The 26,757-nt window shown below is 68.8% G+C and carries 26 protein-coding genes; 14 read left to right on the forward strand and 12 right to left on the reverse strand.

Annotated elements, in window-relative coordinates:
* Window positions 1–172: 172 nt before the first annotated feature.
* Window positions 173–880: a GntR family transcriptional regulator gene (locus CDO46_RS00110; protein WP_087836549.1), complete on the reverse strand. Its 708-nt coding sequence runs from the start codon at window positions 878–880 to the stop codon at window positions 173–175.
* Between the two features lie 16 nt (window positions 881–896).
* Window positions 897–1,913 carry an ABC transporter substrate-binding protein gene (locus CDO46_RS00115; protein WP_165963367.1) on the reverse strand — a complete coding sequence of 339 codons (1,017 nt, stop codon included), beginning with the start codon at window positions 1,911–1,913 and terminating at the stop codon, window positions 897–899.
* A 379-nt stretch (window positions 1,914–2,292) separates the two neighbouring features.
* On the opposite strand from CDO46_RS00115, the gene CDO46_RS00120 reads away from it, so the two are divergent.
* The 12 genes from CDO46_RS00120 (at window position 2,293) to CDO46_RS00175 (ending at window position 15,590) form a co-directional block, all read left to right on the forward strand.
* On the forward strand, window positions 2,293–3,285 hold the full coding sequence (locus tag CDO46_RS00120; protein ID WP_165963366.1) for a tripartite tricarboxylate transporter substrate binding protein: 993 nt from the start codon (window positions 2,293–2,295) through the stop codon (window positions 3,283–3,285).
* Between the two features lie 119 nt (window positions 3,286–3,404).
* Entirely contained in the window at window positions 3,405–4,973 is a 1,569-nt protein-coding gene (locus tag CDO46_RS00125) for a sulfatase (protein WP_087836552.1), read from the forward strand.
* 52 nt (window positions 4,974–5,025) lie between these two features.
* Window positions 5,026–5,751, forward strand: a complete 726-nt coding sequence (locus CDO46_RS00130) for a FadR/GntR family transcriptional regulator (protein ID WP_176400614.1) — start codon at window positions 5,026–5,028, stop codon at window positions 5,749–5,751.
* Window positions 5,748–6,668, forward strand: a complete 921-nt coding sequence (locus CDO46_RS00135) for an SMP-30/gluconolactonase/LRE family protein (RefSeq protein ID WP_087836554.1) — start codon at window positions 5,748–5,750, stop codon at window positions 6,666–6,668. Before CDO46_RS00130 ends, CDO46_RS00135 begins: the two co-directional genes overlap by 4 nt.
* Window positions 6,669–6,677: 9 nt before the next feature.
* Complete coding sequence (locus CDO46_RS00140; RefSeq protein WP_087836555.1) at window positions 6,678–7,604, forward strand: YncE family protein; 927 nt, start codon at window positions 6,678–6,680, stop codon at window positions 7,602–7,604.
* Window positions 7,605–7,635: 31 nt separating this feature from the next.
* A complete protein-coding gene (locus CDO46_RS00145) occupies window positions 7,636–8,664 on the forward strand; it encodes a 4-hydroxythreonine-4-phosphate dehydrogenase PdxA (RefSeq protein ID WP_087836556.1) in 1,029 nt (342 codons plus the stop codon).
* A 20-nt stretch (window positions 8,665–8,684) separates the two neighbouring features.
* Window positions 8,685–9,857, forward strand: coding sequence for an L-rhamnonate dehydratase (locus tag CDO46_RS00150; RefSeq protein ID WP_087836557.1), 1,173 nt, complete (start codon window positions 8,685–8,687; stop codon window positions 9,855–9,857).
* Between the two features lie 5 nt (window positions 9,858–9,862).
* Window positions 9,863–10,852: an AraD1 family protein gene (araD1, locus tag CDO46_RS00155; RefSeq protein WP_087836626.1), complete on the forward strand. Its 990-nt coding sequence runs from the start codon at window positions 9,863–9,865 to the stop codon at window positions 10,850–10,852.
* A gap of 49 nt (window positions 10,853–10,901) precedes the next feature.
* Window positions 10,902–12,302: an aldehyde dehydrogenase family protein gene (locus CDO46_RS00160; protein WP_254914534.1), complete on the forward strand. Its 1,401-nt coding sequence runs from the start codon at window positions 10,902–10,904 to the stop codon at window positions 12,300–12,302.
* A 20-nt stretch (window positions 12,303–12,322) separates the two neighbouring features.
* Window positions 12,323–13,303, forward strand: coding sequence for a tripartite tricarboxylate transporter substrate binding protein (locus CDO46_RS00165; protein ID WP_254914527.1), 981 nt, complete (start codon window positions 12,323–12,325; stop codon window positions 13,301–13,303).
* Entirely contained in the window at window positions 13,304–14,752 is a 1,449-nt protein-coding gene (locus CDO46_RS00170) for a sulfatase-like hydrolase/transferase (protein ID WP_087836559.1), read from the forward strand.
* A complete protein-coding gene (locus CDO46_RS00175; protein WP_254914528.1) occupies window positions 14,742–15,590 on the forward strand; it encodes a cytochrome b561 domain-containing protein in 849 nt (282 codons plus the stop codon). Before CDO46_RS00170 ends, CDO46_RS00175 begins: the two co-directional genes overlap by 11 nt.
* Here the strand turns inward: CDO46_RS00175 and CDO46_RS00180 are convergent.
* Both CDO46_RS00180 and CDO46_RS00185 read right to left on the reverse strand, forming a co-directional pair.
* A complete protein-coding gene (locus tag CDO46_RS00180) occupies window positions 15,587–16,531 on the reverse strand; it encodes a VOC family protein (RefSeq protein WP_176400615.1) in 945 nt (314 codons plus the stop codon). The two genes, CDO46_RS00175 and CDO46_RS00180, sit on opposite strands and share 4 nt — an antisense overlap.
* Window positions 16,528–17,400: an alpha/beta hydrolase gene (locus CDO46_RS00185; RefSeq protein ID WP_087836561.1), complete on the reverse strand. Its 873-nt coding sequence runs from the start codon at window positions 17,398–17,400 to the stop codon at window positions 16,528–16,530. Before CDO46_RS00185 ends, CDO46_RS00180 begins: the two co-directional genes overlap by 4 nt.
* A 221-nt stretch (window positions 17,401–17,621) precedes the next feature.
* On the opposite strand from CDO46_RS00185, the gene CDO46_RS00190 reads away from it, so the two are divergent.
* Together CDO46_RS00190 and CDO46_RS00195 are read left to right on the forward strand one after the other, a co-directional pair.
* Window positions 17,622–18,740: an NAD(P)/FAD-dependent oxidoreductase gene (locus CDO46_RS00190; protein WP_087836562.1), complete on the forward strand. Its 1,119-nt coding sequence runs from the start codon at window positions 17,622–17,624 to the stop codon at window positions 18,738–18,740.
* Window positions 18,741–18,800: 60 nt separating this feature from the next.
* Window positions 18,801–20,204 (forward strand): MFS transporter, encoded by a 1,404-nt coding sequence (locus CDO46_RS00195; protein ID WP_087836563.1) that lies wholly within the window; start codon window positions 18,801–18,803, stop codon window positions 20,202–20,204.
* A 6-nt stretch (window positions 20,205–20,210) separates the two neighbouring features.
* Here the strand turns inward: CDO46_RS00195 and CDO46_RS00200 are convergent, their stop codons facing one another.
* The 8 genes from CDO46_RS00200 to CDO46_RS00235 all read right to left on the reverse strand — a co-directional run bounded on the left by CDO46_RS00200 (window position 20,211) and on the right by CDO46_RS00235 (window position 26,753).
* Window positions 20,211–20,705 (reverse strand): MarR family winged helix-turn-helix transcriptional regulator, encoded by a 495-nt coding sequence (locus tag CDO46_RS00200; RefSeq protein ID WP_087836564.1) that lies wholly within the window; start codon window positions 20,703–20,705, stop codon window positions 20,211–20,213.
* Between the two features lie 62 nt (window positions 20,706–20,767).
* Window positions 20,768–21,649 (reverse strand): alpha/beta hydrolase, encoded by an 882-nt coding sequence (locus CDO46_RS00205; RefSeq protein WP_087836565.1) that lies wholly within the window; start codon window positions 21,647–21,649, stop codon window positions 20,768–20,770.
* On the reverse strand, window positions 21,630–22,370 hold the full coding sequence (locus CDO46_RS00210; protein WP_254914529.1) for a GntR family transcriptional regulator: 741 nt from the start codon (window positions 22,368–22,370) through the stop codon (window positions 21,630–21,632). Before CDO46_RS00210 ends, CDO46_RS00205 begins: the two co-directional genes overlap by 20 nt.
* Window positions 22,371–22,454: 84 nt before the next feature.
* A complete protein-coding gene (locus CDO46_RS00215; protein WP_087836567.1) occupies window positions 22,455–23,231 on the reverse strand; it encodes an Asp/Glu racemase in 777 nt (258 codons plus the stop codon).
* Between the two features lie 4 nt (window positions 23,232–23,235).
* Entirely contained in the window at window positions 23,236–24,264 is a 1,029-nt protein-coding gene (locus tag CDO46_RS00220) for a carbon-nitrogen hydrolase family protein (protein WP_087836568.1), read from the reverse strand.
* A gap of 20 nt (window positions 24,265–24,284) precedes the next feature.
* Complete coding sequence (locus CDO46_RS00225; RefSeq protein ID WP_087836569.1) at window positions 24,285–24,983, reverse strand: ABC transporter ATP-binding protein; 699 nt, start codon at window positions 24,981–24,983, stop codon at window positions 24,285–24,287.
* Window positions 24,977–25,744, reverse strand: a complete 768-nt coding sequence (locus CDO46_RS00230; protein ID WP_176400616.1) for an ABC transporter ATP-binding protein — start codon at window positions 25,742–25,744, stop codon at window positions 24,977–24,979. The genes CDO46_RS00225 and CDO46_RS00230 overlap by 7 nt, the downstream gene beginning before the upstream one ends.
* Window positions 25,737–26,753, reverse strand: a complete 1,017-nt coding sequence (locus CDO46_RS00235) for a branched-chain amino acid ABC transporter permease (RefSeq protein ID WP_087836571.1) — start codon at window positions 26,751–26,753, stop codon at window positions 25,737–25,739. Before CDO46_RS00235 ends, CDO46_RS00230 begins: the two co-directional genes overlap by 8 nt.
* Window positions 26,754–26,757: the final 4 nt, after the last annotated feature.

Consider the following 26,757-nt stretch of genomic DNA (forward strand, 5'->3'; position numbering starts at 1 on the left):
TTTTGGCATTGGGCCCTCGGCGCTGACGGAGGCCATGGGCATGCTCAACCACCATTTCGCAGCAGCCGCCTGATCGGCGCAGAGCGACAGCCTACCTCTGACTGCCGCCAATCTTTGCAACAGAGCCGGAGAAAGATTCTTTTCAATCATGGTGGTGGGAGTCCTGTAGCGCCTAACGCTTCATCAGGCGGGAAAGAATGTTGTCGAGAACGTGGTCGAGATGCTCGGCCATGGCCTCTCGTGCGCGAGCCTTGTCGCCGGTGGCCACGGCGTCCAGCAGACGGAGATGCTCGGCCACGGTTTGGCGGAAATCGCCGGGAACCGGCGGCGTGGCGAACAGCATGGACCGGCGGCGCAACTGCTCGATCAGTTCGGCCATGGAACGGCTACCGCAGGCATCGCAAATGGCGCGGTGCAGTTCGAGATCGAGCGCGACGCGCTGCCGGTTGTCCCGGACTTCTCCGGCCAGCAACAGCTCCAGGGCCTTGCGCAGGTCGGCGACCGTGTGGGGTTCGATCCGGCCCGCGGCGTCGCCGGCCGCCTCGACCTCCAGCAGGCGCCGGATCTTGAGCAGCTCGAGAAACTCCTCCAGCGTGATGCGGCGCACTTCCAGCACGCCGTTGTTGCGCTGGATGAAACCTTCGCCTTCGAGCCGCCGCAGAGTCTCGCGCAAAGGGGTACGGGAAACCCCCAGCCGTATCGACAACTGCCGCTCGGAGATCGGCACTCCCAACGGGATCTCATGAGTCAGCAGCATCTCGTGCAACTGCGCATGGAGCCGGTCGACCAGGCCTTTGCCGCCCTCCAGCAGCGGCTCGGTGCCGTCGGCGCCGTCTTCCTCCACGGGACGCACGCCGGCGCCGGAAGAAATGATTGCCATGAAGCGATGCTCCGCTTTATTGCACTGCCGACTTGCCGCCCGGCGCGAACTGCGGGTCGTACACCAGCGACACCGGCGGCGCGGCCGGCAACTCGAAGCTCTCGGTGATGGTGGCGATGTTTTTCTTCATCCGGTCGGCATCGACATAGCCGATCCCGTACTTCTGGACATTCGGCGTCTTGACCTTGTGGTCGATCAGGAACTGCAGGCGCTCGGTTTCGAGCACGGGGTCGATCAGCCGGTTGCGAGCGGCCACCGCCTTCGTCGCCGCCGCCGGGTCGGCTATGGCATCCCGCCATCCTTTCAGCGCGGCGGCGATGAACTTGCGGACCGCCTCGGGCTTGTCACGCAGCAATGCCTGGCTGGCGATGATGGAGTTGCTGTAGACATCCAGGCCGAAATCCGCATATTCCAGAATGTCAACGTTCTCGCGCTTGGCGCCGCGTCCTTTCAGGTTGAACCAGGACGTGTAGTCATTGCCGATCACCGCGTCGACCTGTCCGGTCAACAGCATGGAATCGCGCAACTGCGGCGAGATCTGCTTGTAGGTGATCTTGGACGGATCGACGCCGGCGATGCGCATCAGCGCCGGGAACAGGCGCGCCGGCCCGTCGGCGTTGCCACCGCCCACGGTCTTGCCCGCCAGATCGGCCGGCTTCTTGATGCCTGCGCTGGACAGGCTGATGATCGCCTGCGGCGCGCGCTCGTACATCACGAAAACGACCTTGGGCGTTACCGCGGGCTGGCGGCTGGCGAATTCGACAAGCGTGGAGAAATCGGCCGAGGCCATCTGATAAGTCCCCGACGCCACGCGGGTTACCGCATCGCCCGATCCCGAAGAAGGATCGATGGTGACATCGAGGCCTTGCTCTTTGAAGTAGCCGCGCTCGAGCGCCAGCAGATACGGTCCGGCACTCCCATCGAGCGTGAAGTTGAAGGCGAACTTGATGCGGGTCGGCTCGGCCGCTTGTGCGGAACCCACCACGAACAAAGCGCCCACGGCGAGCAGCTTCAAACCTGAAAACAGTTTCATCGGGATCCTTTCCGGCTGTGGATGACAGGAAAGGCGGCATGCGAACGTGGTGCATACATGTGGCATACCACCTTGATGCCACGGTTATGCAAGTCACATGCCAGCATGGGAACCGGCGTGCGGGAATGACCTGCATCTCCAGTAAAACCGGGGCTTTCAGGGCGAAAGCAAGGACACGACGAAGCAACGCATGCGACCGCCGCAGGAATCAGACGCCGCACCACCAAGGGGCTGGCGCCGGCCTATGTTGGTGCCGGGCGGGGCACGAGCCGACTCGGTCGAATGCGGGTTAACCCTGAATAGTGAGTCCGTTTCAACTGGTCTACTATCCGTACCAGCAGACCAGCACCCGATCCCACCCGCAAGGACCACCCCGCTCATGAGCTTCCGTCTTCCCCGCATTCCGCGCCGCCGGTCGCTGGCCGCGCTGGCCGCCGGCCTGCTGCTGGCCACGGCCGGCACCGCCGCCGCCCAGGACTATCCGCGCCAGCCCATCAAGGTGCTGGTGCCGTCGGTGCCCGGCAGCGCGCCCGACGCCTTCGCCCGTATCCTGGCGGAACCCCTGTCCAGCGGGCTGGGGCAGAAGGTCGTGGTCGAGAACAAGCCCGGGGCGGGCGGGCTGATCGCGATGGAAACGCTGGCCAAGGCGGAGCCGAACGGCTACACGCTGGCGATCGCGCACGACGGCAACATGGCGATCAACACCATCGTCTACAAGCAATTGCCCTACCGGCCCTTGCAGGATTTCACGCCGGTCTCGCTGCTGGGTTTCAACGAGTTCGTGCTGGCGGCCAACCCCGCCCTGAAGATCAAGACCTTCGCCGAATTCGTGGCCTACGCGCGCGGCAAGCAGGGCAAGGCCACGTACGGGTCGGCGGGCGTGGGTTCGCCCAACCACCTGTTCATGGAACAGCTGATGCAGGCCGCCGGTATCCCGCTTTCGCACGTGCCCTACAAGGGCGGGCCGGCCGCGATGCAGGATCTGCTGGGCGGCCAGATCGACGTGATGCTGGTCGGGCTTTCGCCCGCGCTGCCGCACATCCAGGGCGGCAAGCTGGTGGCCGTGGCGGTGCCGCAGTCCACGCGCTCGAAGATGCTGCCCGGCACGCCCACGGTGGCCGAATCCATCCCGGGTTTCGCGACGCGCACGTGGTTCGGGCTGTACGGTCCGGCGGGCCTGCCGGCGGCGGTGGTCGAGCGCCTGAACCGGGAGCTGCGCCGCGTGCTGGCCGATCCTTCGGTGAAGGACCGCATCGCCGCGCAGGGCATGGTGGCCGAGGCCGGTTCGCCCGCCACGCTGGCGGCCATGACGGAAGAAGACATCCGCCGCTACCGCCAACTGGCCGACGCGATCAAATTAGAAGCGAATTGAACCCACCCCTACGCGCTTCGCGCGCCCCTCAAGGGGCGGCACTGGCGGACCGGCAAAGCCGGATCCGCTGTGCCCTGGATCGGACCGCGCACTTCCGCGCGGCGTCATAGAGCATCGAAATGTCTACCCTGCGGCCTAATTTTCTGATCTTCGTGACCGACCAGCAGCGCGCGGACCACCTCGGCTGCTATGGCAACACACAGGTGCGCACCCCGCACATCGACGGCATCGCCGCGCGTGGCACGGTGTTCGAGCGGTGCTACGTGGCCTCGCCGGCGTGCATGCCCAACCGCGCCGCCATCATGACCGGGCGCATGCCTGGCGCGGCCGGGGCGCGCATGAATGGCGTGCCGCTGCCGCTGGACAGCCGCACCTTCGCCGACGCGCTGCGCGAGGCGGGCTGGCGCACGGCGCTGATCGGCAAGAGCCATTTGCAGAACATGACGGACGTCGAGCCGTCCTGGCGCAAGGGCGAGGCCGCCGACCGGCCGCAGGCACGGCGCGAGGACCGCGATTGCGCCGCCTACGAGCAGGAGTCGGTGGTGCGCTGGCGGGACCCGGACCATGCGGTGCGGCTGCCCTACTATGGTTTCGATCACGCCGAACTGTGCCTGGAGCACGGCGACGAAGTCGGCGGCGCCTACGACCGCTGGTTGCATGCCCGCTGCCCCGAGGCCGACACGCTGCGCGGCCCGGACCACGCCCTGCCCGGCGGCAAGACGGCGGCGCCGCAGGCCTGGCGCACCGCGCTGCCCGAGGACCTGTATCCCAGCGCCTTCGTCCGGGACCGCGCCATCGACTGGCTGGAAGACCATGCGGCACGGGGCGGCCAGCCCTTCCTGCTGGCCTGTTCCTTTCCCGACCCGCACCACCCCTTCACCCCGCCCGGCCGCTACTGGGACATGTACCGGCCCAAGGACATCGAACTACCCGCGACCTGCGGGCCGGCCACGCCGGCCGACACGCCGCTCAAGCGCGCGCTGCACGAGGAACTGGCTGCCGGGCGCCGTTCCACGGCCGGCAGCCGGGTCATCGCCGTGACGCAGGACGAGGCCCGCGCGGCCATCGCGCTGAACTACGGCGCCATCACCTGCATCGACGACATGGTCGGCGCCATCCTGGCCAGGCTGCAAGCCCTGGACCTGGCGCGCGACACCGTGGTGCTGTTCCTGAGCGACCACGGCGATTTCATGGGCGACCACGGCCTGCTGTTCAAGGGGCCGCTGCACTACCGCAGCGTGATCCGCATGCCGCTGATCTGGGCCGACCCCCAGGCCGGCGCGGGCGGCCGGCGCGCCGATCTCGCCAGCGCGATCGACATCGGCCCGACCATCCTGGCGCGCGCGGGCCTGGCCGCGCCGCATGGCACGCAGGGACGCGACCTCGCCCCCGCCGCCGCGCCGGCCGCGGCGCGCGCCTCGGTCCTGGTCGAGGAAGAAGGCCACCGCCCCATGCCCGGCAGCGGCCTGCCCAAGGTTCGCACGCTGGTCACGCCGGGCTGGCGGCTGTCGGTCCACGCCTTCGAGGAATGGGGGGAACTCTACGATCTGCGCGAAGACCCCGACGAACGCGTCAACCGCTGGGACGATCCGGCCTGCGCCGCCGTGCGGGCGGAACTGACGCTGGAACTGGTGCGCGCCATGGCGCGCCACGCGGACGAATGCCCGCTGCCCACGCGGATGGCCTGAGGAGACAGGTATGCTTACCGAACCAGTGGCCAAAGTGACAGGGATCACCCGTATGCAGCTTATTTCCCGTATCCCCGGCGATACCCCCAACATCACGCGCCGGACCATCCGCGACCAGATCAGCGACAAGCTGGCCTACATGATCCATTCGGGCCTGCTGCGGCCGGGCGACGAACTGCCTTCCGAACGCGAGCTGGCGACCACGCTGGGGGTGTCCCGCGAGACGGTCCGGGCCGCCATCGGCATGTTGCAGGCATGGCGCATGCTGGAAGTCAGCCAGGGCGCCCGTACGCGCGTGCTGGGTCCGGGCACGGTGGCGGTGCAGGACTCGGTCAGCACGCTGCGCGACCTGGGCGACCGCTCGCTGGAGGAAGTGGCCGAGGCACGCGCCGCGGTGGAGGTGCAGGTGATCCGCCTGGCGACCCGCCGCATCACCCCTGCCCAGTTGAGCCGGCTGGACCGCCTGGTGGCGGACCAGGAAACCATGATGGACGATCCCGTCCGCTTCCAGATCTCGGACCAGGAGTTCCACGAGGTGCTGTACCGCGCCTGCGGCAACGGCCTGCTGGCCGACGTCGTGTTCGACTTCTACGGCTACGCGCTGGAGCACCGGCGCCGCGCCTTGCAGCGGTCGGGCGCCATCGCGCACAGCGTGACCGACCACCGCGCCATCGTCGCCGCGCTCAAGAGCGGCGACCCGGAAACGGCAGTGGCCGCCATGCAGCGGCACCTGGACCAGGTCCATCGCACCACGCTACAGGAAATCGATCACTCATGAGCACTCCCGTTTCCCTGGACCCGCGCGCCGCGGGCCTGTTCGGGCCCGACAGCCGGCTCGAACGCCTGTACACCGGCGCCACCTGGAGCGAAGGCCCGGTGTGGCTGGCGGCGCAGCGCATGATGCTATGGAGCGACATCCCCAACAACCGCATCCTGGCCTGGGACGAGCGCGAGGGCGGACGGGTCTGGCGCGACGAGGTCGACTTCACCAATGGCCACACCGCCTCGGCCGACGGCTCGCTGCTGCACTGCTCGCACGGCATGCGCGCCATCCTGCGCACGCGCTTCGACAGCGCCGGCCGCCCCGGCGCGCCCGAGGTGCTGGTCGATCGCTATCAGGGCCGCCGGTTGAATTCGCCCAACGACCTGGTCGAGAAGCGCGACGGCAGCATCTGGTTCACCGACCCTCCCTACGGCATCCTGTCCGACCGCGAAGGCCACCAGGCGCCGTCCGAGCTGCGCGCCAACTACGTGTTCCGCTACGACCCGGCCACCGGCGCGCTGGACGTCGCCAGCGACCTTGCCGAGGAACCCAACGGCCTGGCGTTCTCGCCCGACGAAAGCGTGCTGTACGTGACCGACACGTCGGCCGCGCTGCGCACGGACGGCAGCGGCAATCACCACATCCTGGCCTTCGACGTGATCGGCGGCCGCACGCTGGCCCGCCCCCGCGTGTTCGCGGTGGTCGAGCCCGGACTGGCCGACGGCATACGGGTGGACGAACGCGGCCGGGTCTACAGCAGCAGCGAGGACAGCGTCCAGGTCTATCACCCCGACGGCACGCGCCTGGCCCGCATCCCCGTCCCCGAGAAGGTCGGCAACCTGACCTTCGGCGGCGCCGCGCGCGACGAACTCTACATCTGCGCGTCGACCTCGCTGTATCGCATCCGCCTGAACACGCACGGCCATTCCTGAGAGCCCGCCATGAGCCAAGACACCCTTTTGCTGGTAGAAAAATGTTCGCACTGCATCAGCTGGTACGACCCCGAGTCGGGCGAGCGGCTGCGCAGCCTGCCCCTGCCCGACTTCCCGCATGAATTCGCGATCGACTCGGCCCAGCGCTACGTCTACGTGGGGCACTATGGCGTCGAGACCTCCGGCCACGTCGGCCCGGGGGGATCCGCGATCCTGCAGATCGATATTCGTTCGGCCCAACTGGTAAGGTCTATAGACCTGTTCCCGTTCAACCGCATCCACGGCATGCAGATGGACCAGCACGACCGGCTCTACGCGCTGAGCGAGGAAAAGGCCATGCTGCTGGTGCTGGACCAGCCCGACACCGACACCGCGCCCAAGCGCGCCATGCCCTCGGGCGGCGTGAAAAGCCATCTGTTCGTGCTGACGCGCGACGGCCAGACCGCCTTCAGCATGAACCTGCTCAGCCACACGGTGACCAAGCTGCGCCCCTGGGAACCGCTGTCCCAGCCCGTGGCCTGCCATCCCGGCCTCAAGCCCGAAGGCTGCTGCCTGAGCGAGGACGAACGCACGCTGTTCGTCAGCAACCGCTGGAGCAACACGCTGTCGGCCATCGACACCCAGACCATGGAAGTGCGCCTGACGGTGCCCTCGCGCGAGGATGCGACCCGCATCTACCGCGCCGGCAACCGCCTGCTGGTGACGAACTACGGCGACCGCAGCGTCTCGGTGGTCGACCCCGTCACCCTGCAGGAAACGGGCTACGTGAAGATGGACGCGCGCGCCATCGCGCTGTCGCTCCATCCCACGCGGCCATTGGCCTACATCTCGCAGGACGACGACCGCGTCGGCGTGCTGGACCTGCAATCGCTGCGCTTCACCCGCTTCATCGCCACGCAGCGCGAACCCGACGTCTCCCGGATCGTCCGGATCTGAGCCCCTTCCCCTTCTTGATGGCTGACATTCCATGACTACCCCTCTTCGTCCCGTCGTCGCGCTTACCCTGGGCGATCCCGCGGGCATCGGTCCCGAACTCGTCGCCCGGCTGCTGTCGCGGCCGGACGTCCCGCGCCAGGCCAACATCGTGCTGGTCGGCGATCCCTGGCTGTGGGAACAAGGCCAGCGTGTGGCCGGCGTACGGGTCGGGACCCGTCCGGTCGAGGACTTCGCCGAAGTCCGCGCGCGTCCGGATGCCGACGTGCCCGCCTTCCTGCCCATGAATACCGTCGACCCGGTGGACGTGATCGTGGGCAAGGCGCGGGCGGCGGGCGGCAAGTCGGTGCTGCAAGTGCTGGACCGCTGCATGACCGCGGCCATGGACGGCCAGATCGACGCCATCTGCTTCGCGCCGCTGAACAAGCACGCGATGAAGCTGGGCGGCCTGCGCCACGAGGACGAGCTGCATCACTTCGCCGAATACCTGGGCGTGACCACCTATTTCTGCGAGTTCAACACCATGGGTTCACTGTGGACCTCGCGCATCTCGTCGCACATTCCCATCAAGGACGTGCCGCGCTACATCGACAAGGACCGCATCAAGGACGCCACGCGCCTGATCCACCGCTCGCTGCTGGCCAACGGCGTCCAGGCCCCGCGCGTGGCGGTGGCCGCGCTCAATCCGCACGGCGGGGACGGCGGCACCTGCGGCCGCGAAGAGGTCGAGATCATCGAACCGGCCGTGCGCGAACTGGTGGCCGAGGGCCTGCCCATCGAAGGCCCGTACCCGGCCGACACCATCTTCCTGAAGGCCCGCGACGGGCTGGTCGATGCCGTCGTCACCATGTACCACGACCAGGGCCAGATCGCCATCAAGCTCCTGGGATTCTCCAAGGGCGTGACCGTGCAGGGCGGACTGCCCATTCCCATCACCACGCCCGCCCACGGCACCGCCTACGACATCGCCGGCCAGGGCCGCGCCGACGACAACGCCATCGCCAACGCCTACGCCATCGCCTGCCGCATGGGCCTGGCCCAGCGCCAGGCCGCCACCCGATAACTTTCCTTTCGCGAACCATCATGAAAATCCAATCCGTCCGCGCCCGCGTCTTCGAATGGAAGGGCAAGACCGTTCCGCCCCAGGCCAATTTCTGCTCCAACGCCATGGACGCCCTATACGACCGCGGCGACTCCATGAAGACCTTCCGCTTCCACGGCTGGACCGTGGTCGAGATCGAGACTGACGACGGCATCGTCGGCCTGGGCAACGTCGCGCTGGCGCCGCACATCGCCAAGGCCATCATCGACCAGTACCTGGCCCCGCTGGTGATCGGCCAGGACCCCTGGGACTACGAATACCTGTGGCAGCGCATGTACCGCTCCACGCTGGCCTGGGGCCGCAAGGGCGTGGCCATGGCGGCCATCTCGGCGGTGGACCTGGCCATCTGGGACATCCTGGGCAAGTCGGTGAACAAGCCCGTGTTCAAGCTGCTGGGCGGCCGCACCAAGGAACGCATCCCCTGCTACTACTCCAAGCTGTACCGGGGCGACCTGAAGGCCATGCAGGAAGAGGCGCAGACCTTCCTGGACCAGGGCTTCACCGCGTTCAAGATGCGCTTCGGCTACGGCCCCAACCACGGCACGCGCGGCGTGGCCGAGAACCTGAAGTCGGTGCAGGCCGTGCGCGAGGTCATCGGCTACGAGTCCGACCTGATGCTGGAGTGCTACATGGGCTGGGACCTGGACTACGCGCGCCGCATGCTGCCCAAGCTGGAGAAGTTCGAGCCGCGCTGGCTGGAAGAGCCCGTCATCGCCGACGACGTGGACGGCTATGCCGAACTGTCGCGGCTGAGCGCCATTCCCATCTCGGGCGGCGAGCATGAATTCACGCTGCACGGCTTCCGCCAGCTGCTGGACAAGAAGGCGGTGTCGGTCGTGCAGTACGACACCAACCGCGTCGGCGGCATCACCGCTGCCCACAAGATCAACGCGCTGTGCGAGGCGCATGCCATACCCGTGATCCCGCACGCCGGCCAGATGCACAACTACCACCTGACCATGAGCACGCTGGCCTCGCCCATGAGCGAGTACTTCCCGCAGTTCGACGTGGAAGTGGGCAACGAACTCTTCTACTACATCTTCAAGGGCGAACCCGTCGCCAAGGACGGCTTCCTGCAGCTGGACGACACGGTGCCGGGCCTGGGCCTGACCCTGAACACCGAGTATCTCGATCAATTCCAGATCAGCGAGTGAACATCATGCGCGTCATCCAATTCATCGAGGACGGTCAGCTTTGCGTGGGCGTCGTGGCCGGCGACGACGAGATCGAAGTCAGCGGCGCCCGCGAGGGCGTGTACGGACTGGCCTTGCAGGCGGCCCGCGAGGGCGTGGCGCTGGAAGCGCTGGTCCGGCGCCTGGACTCGGGCCGCCGCGTGCGCTACCAGTCGCTGGTGGACGAGCGGCGCCTGCTGCCGCCGGTCACCCATCCCGACGCCGCCCGCATGCTGATCTCGGGCACCGGCCTGACCCACCTGGGCAGCGCCGCCTCGCGCGATGCCATGCACGCCAAGCTGCAGGAAGACACCAACCTGACCGACTCCATGAAGATGTTCAAGCTGGGTGTCGAGGGCGGCAAGCCGGCGGCAGGCCAGGCGGGCGCGCAGCCCGAGTGGTTCTACAAGGGCGACGGCAGCCTGCTGGTGGCGCCGGAGTGCGACTTCCCCGTGCCCGGCTTCGCGCTGGACGCGGGCGAGGAGCCCGAGCTGGTGGGCGTGTACGTGATCGACGACCAGGGCGCGCCGCGCCGCATCGGCTTCGCCGTGGGCAACGAATTCTCGGACCACCTGACCGAGCGCTTCAACTATCTGTGGCTGGCGCATTCCAAGCTGCGGCCCTGCGCGTTCGGGCCCGAGCTGCTGCTGGGCGAACCGCCCGCCGACCTGCGGGGCGCCAGCCGCATCGTGCGCGGCGGCGAGGTCCTGTGGGAAAAACCCTTCGTCACCGGCGAGGCCAACATGAGCCACACCCTGGCCAACCTGGAACACCACCACTTCAAGTACCCGCAGTTCCGCCGCCCCGGCGACCTGCACGTGCACTACTTCGGCACGGCCACGCTGAGCTTCTCCGACCAGATCCGCACCGTGGACGGCGACCGCTTCGAGATTTCGCTGGACGGCTTCGGCCGCCCCCTGCGCAACGCCGTCCGCTTCGAGCCCGCGCCGGCCGTGGTCGGCGTCACGTCCCTGTAGAACCGACATGAACACACCGGAATACCATCTGTACATAGCCGGCGAATGGATGCCGGGCGTCTCCGCCCGCCCCAACGTCAACCCCTCGGACACCAGCGACGTGATCGGCCTGTACGCCCAGGCCGACGCCGGGCTGGCGCACCGCGCCATCGCCGCGGCGGCGCGGGCCCGGCCGGCCTGGGCCGCGTCCACGCCCCAGCAGCGTTTCGACGTGCTGGACGCGGTCGGCGGCGAGCTGCTGGCGCGCAAGGAAGAGATCGGCCGCATGCTGTCGCGCGAGGAAGGCAAGACCCTGCCCGAGGGCATGGGTGAGGTCGCGCGCGCCGCGATGATCTTCAAGTTCTTCGCCGGCGAGGCCCTGCGCACGCCCGGCGACTTGCTGCCGTCGGTCCGCCCCAACGTCGGCGTCGAAGTGTTCCGCCAGCCCGTGGGCACGGTCGGCCTGATCACGCCGTGGAACTTCCCCATTGCCATCCCGGCATGGAAGATCGCGCCGGCGCTGGCCTACGGCAACACCGTGGTTTTCAAGCCCGCCGAACTGGTGCCGGGTTCGGCCTGGCTGCTGGCCGAGATCCTGTCGCGCACCGCGCTGCCCAAGGGCGCGTTCAACCTCGTCATGGGCGCCGGCTCGGCCGTGGGCCAGGCATTCGTCGATTCCCCCGAGGTCCAGGCCATCAGCTTCACCGGATCGGTGGCCACCGGCCGCCGCATCATCGCCGGGGCCGCCGCGCGCGGCGCCAAGGTGCAATGCGAGATGGGCGGCAAGAACCCGCTGGTGGTGCTGGACGACGCCAACCTGGAGCAGGCCGTGGAAACCGCGGTGCAGGGTTCGTACTTTTCCACCGGCCAGCGCTGCACGGCGTCGAGCAAGCTGATCGTGACCGAGAACATCCATGACCGCTTCGTGAAGGCGATGCAGGCACGCATGGCCACGCTGAACGTCGGCCACGCGTTGCGGGCCGGCGTGGACATCGGCCCGGTCGTGGACGAGCGCCAGCTCGCGCAGAACCTGTCCTACCTGGACATCGCCCGGCGCGAGGGAGCGCAGGCCATCACCGGCGGCGAAACGCTGGAGCGCGACACCACGGGCTATTTCCAAGCGCCCGCGCTGGTAACAGGCACCGAGCCCGGCATGCGCATCAACCGCGAGGAAGTCTTCGGCCCCGTCGCCAGCGTGCTGCGCGCCCGCGATTACGACGAGGCCCTGCACCTGGCCAACGACAACGAGTTCGGCCTGGCGTCCGGCATCTGCACGACCTCGTTGAAGTACGCCGCGCATTTCCGGCAGCACGCCCAGGCGGGCATGGTGATGGTGAACCTGCCCACGGCCGGCGTCGACTATCACGTGCCCTTCGGGGGGACCAAGGCTTCATCCTACGGCCCGCGCGAGCAGGGCCGCCATGCGGCCGAGTTCTACACCACGGTCAAGACCGCCTACATCGCAAGCTGAAAACCATCCAGGAGACAAACATGCACTTCCCCACCCGCCACAGGCTGGCCCTGGCCGCCGCCTGCACGCTGCTTGCCCCGCCCGCCGTCCAGGCCCAGGGCAACTTTCCCAGCCAGCCGGTCAGGATCATCGTCGGCTCGGAGGCCGGCAGCGCGCCCGACGTGCTGGCCCGCGTGCTGGGCAAGGAACTGTCCGCGGGACTGGGGCAGGCCATCATCGTCGAGAACCGCGCCGGCGCCACCGGCACCATAGGCGCCAATGCGGTGGCCTCGGCCGCGCCCGACGGCTACACGCTGCTGATGGGCACGGTGTCCAACATCGCGCTGGCCCCATCCTTCTACCCCATCAAGTACAAGCCCACCGAGAGCTTCACTCCCATCAGCATGGTCGCCTCGGTACCGCTGGTGCTGGTGGCATCCCCGGCCACCGGCATCGCCAGCGTCGAGCAACTGCGCACCAAGCTGAAACAGGCGGCCAAGGGTTCGTACAGCTATTCCTCGCCCGGCGTGGGCGGCCCCCAGCACCTGGCCGGCGTGCTGCTGGGCAAGCAGATGGGCACGGAACTGCTGCACGTTCCCTACAAGAGCGGCGGCGCGGCGCTGACCGCGGTGGCGGGCGGCGAGACCCAGATCGGCTTCGCCGGCATCGCCGCCGCCATCGGCCTGGTGCAGGCCAAGCGCGTGACACCGCTGTTCGTGACCGCCGGCCAGCGTTTCCCGCAATTCCCCAACGTGCCGTCGGCGCCGGAAGCCGGGCTGCCCGAGCTGGACGTGGACAACTGGCACGCGCTGTTCGCGCCGGCCGGCCTGCCCGCGCCGGTGCGCGCCACGCTGGAGGCGGCGGTGAACAAGGCCTTGCAGTCTCCCGAGGTGAAAAAGCAGTTCGAATCGCTGGGCGCCGCGCCCACGGGCAGCACCGGCAAGGAACTGGCCGAAAAAGTCACCGCGGAAACCGCGCGCTGGACGAAAATCGTCGACGACAACGGCATCAAGGCACAGTAGATGAAACCCTCCAACCTGCTGATCATCATGGACGACGAGCACAACAAGAAGGTGCTCGGCTACAACGGCCATCCCATGGTCCGCACCCCCAACCTGGACCGGCTGGCGGCGCGCAGCACCTCGTTCGAGGCCGCCTATTCCAGTTCGCCCATCTGCGTGCCGGCGCGGGCCGCCTTCGCCACCGGCCGCCACGTGCACGAGACGGGCTACTGGGACAACGCCATCGCCTACGACGGCCGCGTCCCGAGCTGGGCCCACGCGCTGCGCGACGCCGGCCGGCTGGCGGTGTCCATCGGCAAGCTGCACTACACCGGCGACGACATCGACGGCGGCTTCACCGAGCAGATCATCCCCATGCACATCGAGGCCGGGGTGGGCGACCTGTACGGCCTGATACGCGACCCGCTGCCCATCCGCCACCAGTCGGCCGACCTGGCCAAGAGCATCGGGCCCGGCGAAAGCAGCTATACCCGCTACGACCGCGACATCACCGACAAGACGGTCGAGTGGCTGCAGGCACGCGGCCGGCAGCGCCAGGACCAGCCGTGGGTGCTGTTCACCTCATACATCGCGCCCCATTCGCCGCTGATCGCGCCGCCCGAGTTCTACGCGATGTACGACCCCCAGGCCATCCCGCTGCCCAAGCGCGCATCGGGCCCGCTGCATCCCTGGATACAGGCCTGGAACGACTGCTACCGCTTCGACTCGCACTTCGAAAGCGACGAGCAGCGGCGCATCGCCATCGCTTCGTACTTCGGACTGTGCTCGTTCCTGGACCACAACGTCGGACGCATCCTGCACGCGTTGGAGACCAGCGGACTGGCCGCCGACACCCGCGTCATCTTCCTGTCCGACCATGGCGACAACCTGGGCTCGCGCTCGCTGTGGGGCAAGTCGACCATGTACGAGGAATCCGCCGGCATCCCCATGCTGGCCAGCGGCCCCGGCTTCGAGGCCGGACGCAAGGTGCGCACGCCGGTCTCGCACGTGGACATGTATCCCACCGTCATGCAGGCGGCCGGCCTGGCCTGCCCCGCGGGGCTGCCCGGCAAGTCGCTGCTGGAGATCGCCGCCGGGCCGGACGACGGCCAGCGCGCCATCCTGAGCGAGTACCACGCGGCCGGTTCGGTCAGCGCCGCCTACATGCTGCGCCGTGGCCACCACAAGTACATCCACTACACCGGCTACGCGCCCGAGCTGTTCGACCTGCAGCAGGACCCCGAGGAATTGCACGACCTGGCGGGCAAGCCCGAGAGCACGCCGCTGCTGGCCGGATTCGAGGCGCACCTGCGCGGCCTGCTGGATCCCGAGGCGGTGGACCGGCAGGCCAAGCGGGACCAGGCCGCGCTGATCGCCCAGCATGGCGGCGCCGAGCGCATCCTCAAGCGGGGCGGCAGCAGCTACACCCCCATCCCGGGCGAAGAGGTCAAGCTGCTCAATGAACAATGACCCGCTCGGACGCGGCCCGCTGCTGCCCGGCCCCGGCGTGCTGGCCGGCGCCGGCGCGGCGATTCTGGTGGCGCTGGCCGTGCTGGCCTGGGTAGCCGGCGCCGACGCGCTGGCATGGCTGCAACAGTCGATGGTGGACGGCCGGCCGCACCGCATCGACATGGCCCAGGCCTGGCATGCGCGCGCGATGGTGCTGGCCTGGGCGGTCATGATCCCGCTGGGCATCCTCGCGGCGCGTTTCTTCAAGGTCATGCCACGGCAGGCGTGGCCGGCGGCGCTGGACAACAAGTGTTGGTGGCACGCGCACCTCGCGCTCCAGATCGGGGGGGTGCTGGCGACCACGGGGGCGGTGGCGCTGGTCTGGCAAACGTCGGGGTCGGACACGGGGCTGGCCCGCGTGCATCGCGCCTCGGCCTGGGCGACCTGTGCGCTGGCCGCGTTGCAGGTGCTGGGCGGCATGCTGCGCGGTTCGAAGGGAAATCCGGACGAACCGGGCGACCATTACGACATGACCGGCCGGCGCGTCGTGTTCGAGGCTGCGCACAAGCTGGCGGGCTATCTGGCGCTGGCCGTGGCGGCCGTGGCGATCGTTACCGGACTGCTGTACGTCAACGCGCCGCGCTGGATGCCGGTGCTGATCGGCGCCTGGAGCCTGGCATGGGCCGGCGCGTTCGCGTGGCTGCAATGCCGCGGCTGGTGCATCGATACCTACCAGGCGATCTGGGGCGCCGACCCGCGCCACCCCGGCAATCGCCGGCCGCCCATCGGGCCGGGCATCCGGCAACTGCGCGCTTCCGGCGTGCGCTCGAGCCAGGTCGGAACACCACCCGCCGCCTAGGCCGCGCTCAACGCATCTTCCAGCCTGGCCAGGTCGGCCTCGCCGGCCTGGGCGAACTCCACCAGGAAGCCATCGGGATCGACGGCCGTCAGGCTGCGCGCCGCTGGCGCGCCCGTCAGGCATCCCAGCGACCGCAGCCGCCCGGCGGCCGCGTCCAGGTCCGTGGCGCCAGCTACGTCGAAGCTGTAGTGGTGCATGCCGGCCACGTCGCCCTGGATGATCGCCAACTGATAGGCGGTCGGGTGCCCCGAGGCGCGCAGCAGGATGCCGCGTTCAGATCGCGCCACCATCTCCAGCCCCGCCACTTCGGTATAGAACGCCTCCATGGGCGCCAGCGACGTCGTCGTCAGCACGACGTGCGACAGCCGCAAGGGTTGCATGACCGCGCCGGGCACGGGCCGGCGATCTGGCTCGGCGCTCCAGCGCCGGTCGGTCGCGGGCGCCTCGCTGCCCGGCTTCCAGGTCGATGTGATCAATTCGACGTCGCCGTGCAGAACGGCGCGCCAGTCCTTGATGGTGTCGGCGTAGAACTCGTTGGTGTTGCCGTCGGGGTCCTTCAGATAGACGCTGTGGGCGATCTGGTGGTCGAGCGTGCGCGGCACCGCGATGCCGGCGGCGCGCGCGCGCTCGTAGGCGCGCACCAGCTCGGCTTCGGTGTCCATCTCCCAGGCGATGTGGTTCAGGTTGATCGCCCGCGCCGTGCCCTTGGCGATCTGCGTGTGGCCGTCGCGGCCCTGGCGGGCCTCGCTCGTGCGCTCCATCATGCCGACGTCGTGAGGCGTATGGCCGGTGCCCATGAAGGCGGCGCGCAGCCCGCTTTCGGTGAACTCCAGGTTCAGGCCGCAGACGTCGCGATAGAAGTCGATGGACCGCTGCAGATCGGCCACGACGAGGTTCACGTGCCCCAGGCGGCGGGGTTGGAAGATGGCTCCCTGGTTCATTGTGGTTTTCCTGTGGTGAGGGTCGAAAGTAGAAGGCCGGCCGCGCGCGACCATTCGCTGGCCGGGTCGGCGCAGGCTTCGTGCGAGGTGAAGTGGTCGCCAGGCAGCACCTGCCAGCTCACGCGGGCGCCGGGCTGCGCGGCCAGCGCGCGCGCGAACGCCTGGTTCTGTTCGCGGGTGCGCGCAAAATCGTGTTCGCCCCAGGCCAGGTGGAAGGGCACCGCGTTGCCCGCCACATGCCGCGCGGGGCTCCAGGCGTCCAGGCCGCCGCCCAGCGCTTCCCGCATCCTGCGATCGGCCTCGGCCGCGGGCCGTTGCAGGAAATCCAGGTCCAGCGGCGCGCTGGAAGGCAGGCAGGCCTTGACCACGTCGCCAGGCAGCCCGGCGTCGCGGCACAGGTCCGGACGCAAGGCCAGCACCGCCGCAAGATGCCCGCCGGCCGAATGCCCGCCTACCGCGATCCGGCCCGGGTCGCCGCCCAGCGCGGCACAGTGCTGGTAGACCCAGCGCAGCGCGGCCACGCAGTCGTCCACGATCTCGCTCATGCCCACGGACGGGGCCAGCCGGTACGAAGCGGAGACGAACACGGCCGGCATGGCCAGCACCGGCGGCGCCAGATAGCCCATCCATTCCTTGTAGCCGTTCATCCAGGCGCCGCCATGGAAATACAGCAGCACCGGCAGCGGACCCGGCGGCGCATCGGGCAGGTAGACGTCGACCTTCTGCCAGTAGTCGCCGCCATAGGGCTGGTCGGCCAGGACGCGATGCCGGCCCATGGCGTCGGCGGTCGCCGCCAGCGCGCGGCGGGCATAGTCGGCCGCGCCGGCGTGCAGCATGGGAGGTAATGCCGGAAGATCGTCGAATGCCATGGATGCTCCGCAGACAGGCCGGACGATGCCGGCCGCGATGGGGACAAGGTAGCTCACGCAGCTTATATATGCAACTACATTTAAATTGAAGATTACTTCTACACCAAATCTACTTGGTGTTTATCCTAGTCATAAAATCATTTAAATGTAATTGCATATATAAAGCAAAGAGTCTAACTTAGCCGACATGGCGAGAACCGCTCGCCCCCAGGAGTCAGCAGATGGCAAGGCGTCACGCAGAAATCTCCGGAGCCGGCTTCGCCGGCCTGACCGCGGCGGCCGCGCTGGCGCAGCGCGGCTGGTCGGTCCGCGTGCATGAACGGGCGGGCAGCCTGCGCACCGCCGGCGCCGGCATCTTCATCTTCGAGAACGGCCTGAAGGTGCTGCGCGCCATCGGCGCCTACGACGAAGCCGTGGCGGGCGGGCACCAGGCGCCGGCGCGCGAGACCCGCGACGCCCGGGGCAGGCTGCTGGCGCGTCTGAACACCAGCCAGGACGGCAGGGTCTACACCGTGGTGCGGCAGCAGTTGCTGGAAGCGGTGGCCCAGGCGGCGCGGCGCGCCGGCGCCGAGATCGTCATGAATTCCGAGGTGATGTCGGCCACGCCGCGCGGCGAACTGACGCTGGCCAGCGGCGAGCGCGCCACCGCCGACCTCATCGTGGCGGCCGATGGCGTGAATTCGCGCATCCGCGATGCGCTGGGCCTGCTCAAGTCGCGCGTCACCATGGGCGACGGCGCGATCCGCGTGCTGATGCCCCGGCGCGGCGACGCCGTCGATTCCGCCGACGAGATCGTCGAGCACTGGTCCGGCAAGCGCCGGCTGCTGTACGTGCCCTGCGGCAAGCCATGGCTGTACCTGGCGTTGACGACGCTGCTGGACGACACCGCCGGCCAAGCCCTGCCGCTGGATGCGCGCACCTGGGGCGCCTCGTTCCCCCACCTGCGGCCCTTGCTCGAACGCATCGGCACGCTGGGACGCTGGGATCCGTTCGAGACCATCCACCTGCGCACGTGGTCGTCGGGCCGGGTGGCGGTGGTGGGCGACGCCGCCCATGCGCAGGCCCCCAACCTGGGCCAGGGCGGCGGCTGCGCCATGATGAACGCGCTGGGCCTGGCCGTGGCGGTGGACCAGGACCCCGACCTGGGCAGCGCGCTGCGGCGCTGGGAGGCGCGCGAACGGCCGCTGACCGAACACACGCAGCGCGTCTCGCGCCTCTACGGCGCGGTGGGCAGGTGGCCGGAACGGCTGCGGTCGTTCACGTTCAACCTGGCCGGCCGCTCGCACTGGCTGCTGGAGCAGCGCATGCGCACCGCCCACCACTCCCCCACCGGAACCTGAGACCCGGCCCCGCGCCGCCTGCCTTCCTGCCATTCACGATCAACCCGACGGGGGATACTCATGGGTGTTTCCGATCTTTCCCTGGGCGCCGAGGCCGACGGCCGGCGCGCGCCGCTCCTGACCAGCGGCACCATCATCGCGCGCATCGAACGCCTGACCGCGAGCGGCATGCAGATACGCGCCCGGCTGCTGGTGGGCATGGCCACCTTCTTCGACGGCTTCGACGCCATCGCGATCGCCACCACGCTGCCGCTGCTGATCAGGCAATGGGGCCTGAGTTCCACGCAGATCGGCCTGCTGATCGCGGCGGCGGCGGTCGGCCAACTGATCGGCACCTTCCTCTTTCCCCTGTACGCACAGCGCCACGGCCGGGTGCGCGCCATCGCCTACAGCTCGGGCATCATCGGCATCACCAGCATCGCCTGCGGCTTCGCGCCTTCGTTCGAGATCTTCCTGCTGCTGCGGGTGATACAAGGCATAGGCCTGGGCGGCGAACTGCCGGTGGCCGCCACCTACATCAACGAGATCACGCGCGCCGGCAACCGCGGCCGCTTCGTCTTGCTGTACGAGATCATCTACCCCATCGGCCTGCTGGCCTCGGCCGCCCTGGGCGCTTGGCTGGTGCCGCGCCACGGCTGGGAGATCATGTACTACCTCGGCGGCGTGCCTGTCGTCCTGATGTTCCTGCTGCCGCGCGTGATTCCCGAGTCGCCCCGCTGGCTGGCCGAGAAGGGCCGGCTGGCCGATGCCGATACCGCGCTGGCGCGCTTCGAGTCCAGCGCGCGCGTGGCGTTGGCCGAGCCGCAGGACGCGCACCGCTACGACGCCATGCTCGCGTCGCATCCCCGCCGCACGGTGCGCGACCTGTTCAGCCGGGCCTACCTGAGCCGCAACGTCGTCGTGGCGCTGCTATGGTCCTCGTGCGGCTTCATCCAGTATGGCCTGTCGACCTGGCTGCCCACCATCTACCAGACGGTGTACAAGGTGCCGCTGCAACAGGCGTTGAACCTGTCGCTGGGCGCATCCGCACTGGGCGTGGCGGGCTCTTTGGTGGCGGCGCTGACCGTGGACAGGTTCGGCCGCAAGCCCGTCATCGTCGCCGCCTTCCTGCTGTGCGCCATCACGCTGGGCCTGGCCGGCGCGCTGTCCGGGCAGAGCATCTATGTCGTGGCGACGCTGTGCTCGCTGGCCTGGGGCTTCCTGGCCTGCGGCTTCATCATTTCCTACGTCTACACGCCCGAGATGTATCCCACCAGCATCCGCGCGCTGGGATGCGGACTGGGCGGGACCTGGGTGAAGCTCTCGGCCATGATCGCGCCCATGATCGTGGCCGCGCTGATGGCCAAGGGCAGCATGGACCTGGCGTTCTACGTGCTGGGCGCGGTGCCGCTGCTGACGGCGCTGGCGGTGGCCTGGCTGGGTATCGAGACGCGCGGCAAGGTGCTCGAGCAGTTGCACGCCTGACGGCGGTCAGGCCTGCTCGCCGTCGTCCTGCTCCAGCTTCTGCACCTGCTCGAACAACCGGCCCAGCAAGCCATGCAGCTGCCGCTGCTCGGCCGGGTCCAGCACCGAGGTCGTGGCTTCGACGATCTTGCGCGCCTGCGGATCGAGCGCGTCATACACCGCCACGCCCACCGCCGTGAGCTTGACCTCGACCACCCGGCCGCTGGCGGCGCTGCGGCTGCGCGAGGCGAAGCCGCGCTGCTGGAGCTGGTCGACGATGCGGCTGACCACCGATTGCTCGATGACGGTGCCCTTGCAGATCTCGCTGATCGAGGCCACGTCCACCCAGCGCAGGAACTGCATCACGCGGAATTGCTGGATGGTCAGGTCGGTGGGCCGCAGGGCCTTCATCAGGCGCGCGTTCAGCCCGTTCATGAGCCGGCTCAGGGCGTGCGGCAGGTAGCCTTCGGCCTGGGCCGGCGTGGCGAGCGGCGAACGGGACGAAGGGGAGGACTGGTTCATGGTGGCTCGGGCCCGGAAGCGGCTGATTATATAAGCGCCCCCCGCGCCACGGAACCCTGGGGTCAGGTGCCGCGCCCGATCATCTCCAGCGTCGCGCGCGTAAGCGGGCTGTCCGCCTTCGCCAGCTCGCACAACAGGTTGAAGTGGTTGCAGTGGGCCGCCTCCACCCGCGTGACCTCCACCCCGGCTTCGCGGCACGCGTCCTCGTAGGCGGCGGTCTGGTGCTTGAAGCCGTCGGTCTCCAGCCCGCCCACCGCGGTGACCACCGGCAGCCCGCGGCGCGGCAGCGAGAACATCGGGCTCAGGCGCTCGGCCTGGTCGGGATACAGCCGCAGCCATTCATTGACGTTGATGTCGCACAGCGGCCGCAGGTCGAACAGGCCGCTCAGCGCCAGCACGCCCTTGATCACGTCGTCGGGCACGCGGTATTTGTCCTGCCAGCCGGTGGCGGCCAGCATGCCGGCCAGGTGCCCGCCCGCCGAGCTGCCGCCCACGTAAATGCGATCGCGGTCCAGTCCGTAGCGGTCGGCATGATGGTAGATCCAGGCCACGGCCGAACGCACCTCGCGCACCGTCTCGGCCAGCGTGCCCTCGGGCAGCAGCGTGTATTCGACCGGCACCACGGCCACGCCGGCAGCGTTGAACACGGGCGCCATGATGGGTGCGTCTTCCTTGGTCTGCGAACGCCAGTAGCCGCCATGGATGAACACGAACACGGGCGCCGGCCGGTGCGCCGCAGCCGGCAGGAAGATGTCCAGGCGTTCGGCCGCGCCCATGCCGTAGTGCAGGTCGCATACCGCGGCGCAGCGGTCGCGTGCCGCCTCGGCCAGCTCGGCGTACTCGCGCACGCAGGCGTCGAAGTCGGGCACCGAGGCGCGGGCGTTGTACTGCACGGCGCGCTGCGCCAGGTCGGCGAACAGCAGGTCAGGCTTCCTGGGAGTCATGCGAGGCGATGTCCTTGAAGGGAGTGAAGCGTTCGATCAGCGCCACCGTCTTGCGGTAGTGCTCGGCCAGCAGCGCGACGGCGCGCTTGCTGTCGCGCGCCAGCGCGGCATCCATCAGGTCCTGGTGCTCGCGGCCGACGTCGCGGCCCACGTCGCCCCATCCGGAGCGGCCGCGCAGCGTGGGGCGCCGGTAGCGTTCGGTTTGCGTGTACATCTGCAGCGACAGCTCCATCAACCAGCGCGAGCCACAGGCCGCGATCAGCGCGCGGTGGAAATCCAGGTGGCGCTGTTCCAGCATCTCGCTGGCCTCGTCGTCGGGCGCCGGCATGTCGTGGACCCGCCGGGCAGCCAGATTGAGCGCGTGGTAGGCCGCCACCAGGCGGGTTTCCCAGACATCGTCGCCGTTCTTGAGCGACCGGCGCATGGCCTCGCAGTCGATCAGGATGCGGGTCTCGGCTGCGTCCCACATTTCCTCGCGCGAGAACGGGGCGACCCGGAAGCCGCGCGAGGCGGTCGATACGACCATGCGTTCGCTCTGCAGGCGGTTCAGCGCCTCGCGGATGGGCGAGAAGCTGATGCCGTAGCGCTGTTTCAGGAACTCCAGGCGCAGGGATTGCCCAGGCTCGATGTCCCCCGAGATGAGATCGCGCCGCAGCGAGCGGTAGACCTGTTCGGCCAGGGTAATCTCCTCGACCTCGCCGTCCGGCGCATCGTAAGGCACGCCGGACTCCTGTCGGGCTGCCTTCACTCGTGGTTTCAACTCGCTTCTCCTGGGCAAGGCCCGCCCCGCGCGGGGGCGGCGGATTCAGAACTTCCCAGATAATAATTCGCCGCAGCCGGGCACGCTCGTGGACAGTCCCAGTTTGCGCATCATCTGCCACGAAGTGGCCACCGCCGCCGAGACCGTGGGGATGCCCGATTCGTCCTGCACCTTCTGGATCGAGGGCAGCGATTGCATCTGCACGCAGGCCGACAGCACCAGGGCGTCGATGTTGCCCCGGTCCAGGCGCTTGTAGATCTCGACCAGGCGCGCCGGGTCCTGGGCCGCCACCTGCAGGTTGTCCGGGATCTCCAGCGCGACGTAGTCCTTGACCTCGATGCCCTCGCTTTCGATGTATTCCACGACCAGCTTCGTGAGCGGCTTCATGTAGGGGCAGACCACCGATACGCGTTTCGCGCCCATGGCGTGCAGGCCGTCGACCAGCGCGCCGGCGCTGGTCACCACCGGCGCCGGCGCGCCGTTCTCTTCGGTGCGGCGGGTCAGGCGCTCCTCGGACACGCGGTGGTACCCCTTGCCCATGCTCATGATGGCCACCAGGCAGGCGTAGCCCAGCACGTCCACGCGCGCGTCCGACAGCTCGATCGCGCAGCGGTCGCTGTCGTGGTCCATGGCCTCCAGCTCTTCCTTGGTCACCTTCTTCATGCGCATGCGGCTGGAATGGAAGGTGAAGCGTTCGGGCGCCACGGCTTCGCGGGCGCGGAACATGGCGGGAATCTCGGTTTCCATCGTGGTGTTGGACGACGGAACGATCTGGCCGATCTTGATGGGCGCGCCGGCGGCGCGGGTCGGAATGGCGGTCATTGGGTCAGGCCTCGGGGGAAGTCGGGGATGGCGGCGCGGCGTCGACGGACTGGTCCGGCAGCGGATCGGGATCGTCCAGGAACTGCGCGGGCTGCTGGGTGCGCCGGTTCACGCGCAGGTCGAATACGTCGAAACGGTTGTAGTGGCCGATGATGTCGTGCATCTGGCGCGGCTGGATGCAGCGCGACAGGTCCACGTCGGCGTAGACGATGCCTTCGCGGTCGATCAGCGGTTCGCCGATGACGCGGCCGTCCGGGCCCAGGATGCCGGAGAACGCGCTGTTCGAGCGGCGCAGGAGGTCGCGCGTGTGCGGATGGGAGGCCGCCATGGCCTCGACGATCTCTTCCGAGATGGTGGAGCACGACACCACCGTGTAGACCTTGCCTTCGAAGCTGTGGGCGGCCGCGCGCACGCGTATGGCCTCGGCCATGTCGTAGTCGGCCGGCGCCACCGGCAGCGAGATGTAGCTGGCCACGTGCACCAGTTCGCCTTGCGCCAGCAGCGAGAAACGCGCCAGCGTGTTGGTGTTCTCGCCGCAGGCCAGCGCGCCCAGCCGGCCGATGGCCGTGTCGTGCACGCGCAGGGAGGAGCCGTCGCCATTGGCCCAGGTCAGCTTCTCGGCCCAGGTCGGCACCAGCTTGCGGTGGCGGCCCAGCAGCTTGCCGTCGGGGCCGATGGTGACCAGCGTGTTGTAGATCGTGCCCAGGCCGTGCGCGGCCCGCTCGTTCACGCCCACCACCACGTGCACCTTGCATGCCTGCGCGGCGGCGGCGATGCGCCGGATCTCGGGACCGGGGATCTCGATGGCGCTGCGGCACAGCTTCTCGAACCACGGGCTGCCCTCGATGGGCGTCATGATCCAGTTCCAGTATGGATAGCCTGCCACGAACACCTCGGGAAAGGCCACCAGCGAGGCGCCGTTGCCGGCGGCCTCCTCGATCAGCGCGCACACCTTTTCCACGGTGGCGTCGGTGTCCAGGAAGACCGGAGCGGCCTGCACGGCCGCGGCCTTGAAACGGGGGAGATTCAACATGATGTTCCTTGCGTCCTCGATCAGAGTCCCAGATAGCGCTGGGCCAGTTCAGGCTGGCCCGACAGTTCGTCCGGCGTGCCCGCCCATACCACCCGCCCCTTCTCGACGATATGGTGGCGGTCGACCAGCGTGCGCATCTCGGCCAGGTTCTTGTCTATCACCACGATGGTCAGCCCTTCGCGCTTGAGCACGTCCAGGCAGCGCCAGATCTCCTGGCGAATGATGGGCGCCAGCCCCTCGGTGGCCTCGTCCAGCACCAGCAGCAGCGGGTTGGTCATCAGCGCGCGGCCGATGGCCAGCATCTGCTGCTCGCCGCCCGACAGCGTGCGCGACGACTGGCGGCGCCGCTCGCCCAGCCGGGGAAAGAGCTGGTAGATGCGAGGCAGGTCCCAGCCCGAGGCGCCGCGGCCGGCGCGGCGCGTGGCCACCAGGTTTTCCTCCACCGTGAGCGAGCCGAACACCCGCCGCCCCTCGGGCACCAGGCCCTCGCCCAGCCGCGCCACCGTGTGCGGCGCCTGGTTGGCGAGGTCCCGGCCCTGTATGGCGACGCGGCCGGCACGCGCGGGCAGCATGCCCATCAGCGTGCGCACGGTGGTGGTCTTGCCCATGCCGTTGCGGCCGATCAGGGACACGACCTCGCCCTGCCTGGCCTCGAACGACAGGCCGAACAGCACCTCGCTCGATCCGTATCCCGCCCGGATGCCGTCCACGCTCAGCATGCCGCGTCTCCCAGATAGGCGCTGCGCACCTCGGGATGCTGGCGCACCTCGTCGCAGTTGCCGGTGAATATGAGCTTGCCGTAGACCAGCACGCTGATGCGGTCGGCCAGGGCGAACACCGCGTCCATGTCGTGCTCCACCAGCAGGATGCCATAACGCTCGCGCATGCCGGCCAGCAGCCGCGTCATCCGCGCCGATTCCTCGGGCCCCATGCCGGCCATGGGCTCGTCCAGCAGCAGCAGGCGCGGCTCGCGCGCCAGCGCCACCGCCAGTTCCAGCTGGCGCCGCTCGCCATGGGCCATGTCGGCCGCCGGCACGTCGGCACGGTCGGCCAGCCCCACCCGCTCCAGCCACGATTGCGCGCGCTCGGCCAGCCTGGCATCGCGCCGGGGATCGGACCAGATCGAAAAGATCGTGCGCGGCCCCACGGTCAGCGACAGCATGACGTTCTCGATGGCCGTGTACTCCAGGCACAGCTGGGTGATCTGGAACGACCGCCCCAGGCCGCGCCGTGCCCGCTCGTAGGCCGGCATCGCCGTCACGTCGCGCCCGGCAAGGTGGATTCGGCCCGCATCGGGCCGGATCTCGCCGCAGATCTGCGTGATCAGCGTGGATTTGCCCGCGCCGTTGGGACCGATCAGCGCGTGGATCTCGCCCGCGCGCACGGTCAGGTCCACGTTCTGCGTGGCCGCCACCGCGCCGAAGGACTTGCGCAGGCCGCGCACGTCCAGCAGGACTTCTTCCATGACCGCGCTATCCATGGCGCTTCCCTAGCCAGTGGCCGAAGAGCCCATGCTTGCCGGCCAGCACCACCAGCACCAGGATGGGTCCCATGATGAACATCCAGTGCTCGGTCCAGGCGGACAGCGCCTGCTCCAGGCCCAGGAACACGCCGGCGCCCGCGATAGGCCCCAGCAGCGTGCCCACGCCGCCCAGGATGACGATGGCCATCAATTCGCCCGACTTGGTCCACGCCGCCATGTCGGGCGTGACCAGCTCGGCGTAGTTGGCCCACAGGATGCCGGCCATACCGGTGCCCACGGCCGAGATCACGAAGGCGCTGAGCCGGTACGGCATGGGCGCCACGCCCAGGTTGACCGCGCGCCGCTCGCTCTGGCGCAGCGCCTGCAGCACCATGCCGTAGCGCGAGTTGACCAGCTTCACGCAGAAGACGGTCCACAGCGCCAGCACGGCCAGGCTGAAGTAATAGAAGCTGACCGGGTCCGCCAGGTCGATGCCCGGCAGCCGGCTGCGCTGCGACATCATCAGGCCGTCGTCGCCGCCGTACACCTGCAGCGACACCAGGATGAAATACACAATCTGCCCGAAGGCCAGCGTGATCATGATGAACTGCACCCCGCTGGTCCGCAGCGCCAGGTAGCCCACCACCCAGCCCAGCAGCGCGCAGCATGCCAGCGCGATGGGCCAGACGACCAGCGCCTGCGTGCTGCCGGCCCAGCCGAACAGCGGCCCGGCCTCTACCGCATGGAAGGTGATGATGGCCACCACGTAGCCGCCCAGGCCGAAGAACATGGCGTGGCCGAAACTGATCAGCGCGCCGTAGCCCAGCACCAGGTCCAGGCTGACCGCCGCCAGCCCGTAGATGACGAAACGCGTCATCGCGTTGATCAGATAGGGCGTATCGGTGGCGTGCGAAGCCACCGGCACGAGGGCCAGCAGCAACAGGCCCACCCAGCCGAACACGGCCCGGCGATTCCATTGCGTGAACAGGCCCGCCGTGCCGCGCCCGGGTACCGCGATTCCACTCATCCGG

The organism is Pigmentiphaga sp. NML030171 (assembly GCF_002188635.1).
GTDB classification, from domain to species: Bacteria; Pseudomonadota; Gammaproteobacteria; order Burkholderiales; family Burkholderiaceae_B; genus Pigmentiphaga; species Pigmentiphaga daeguensis.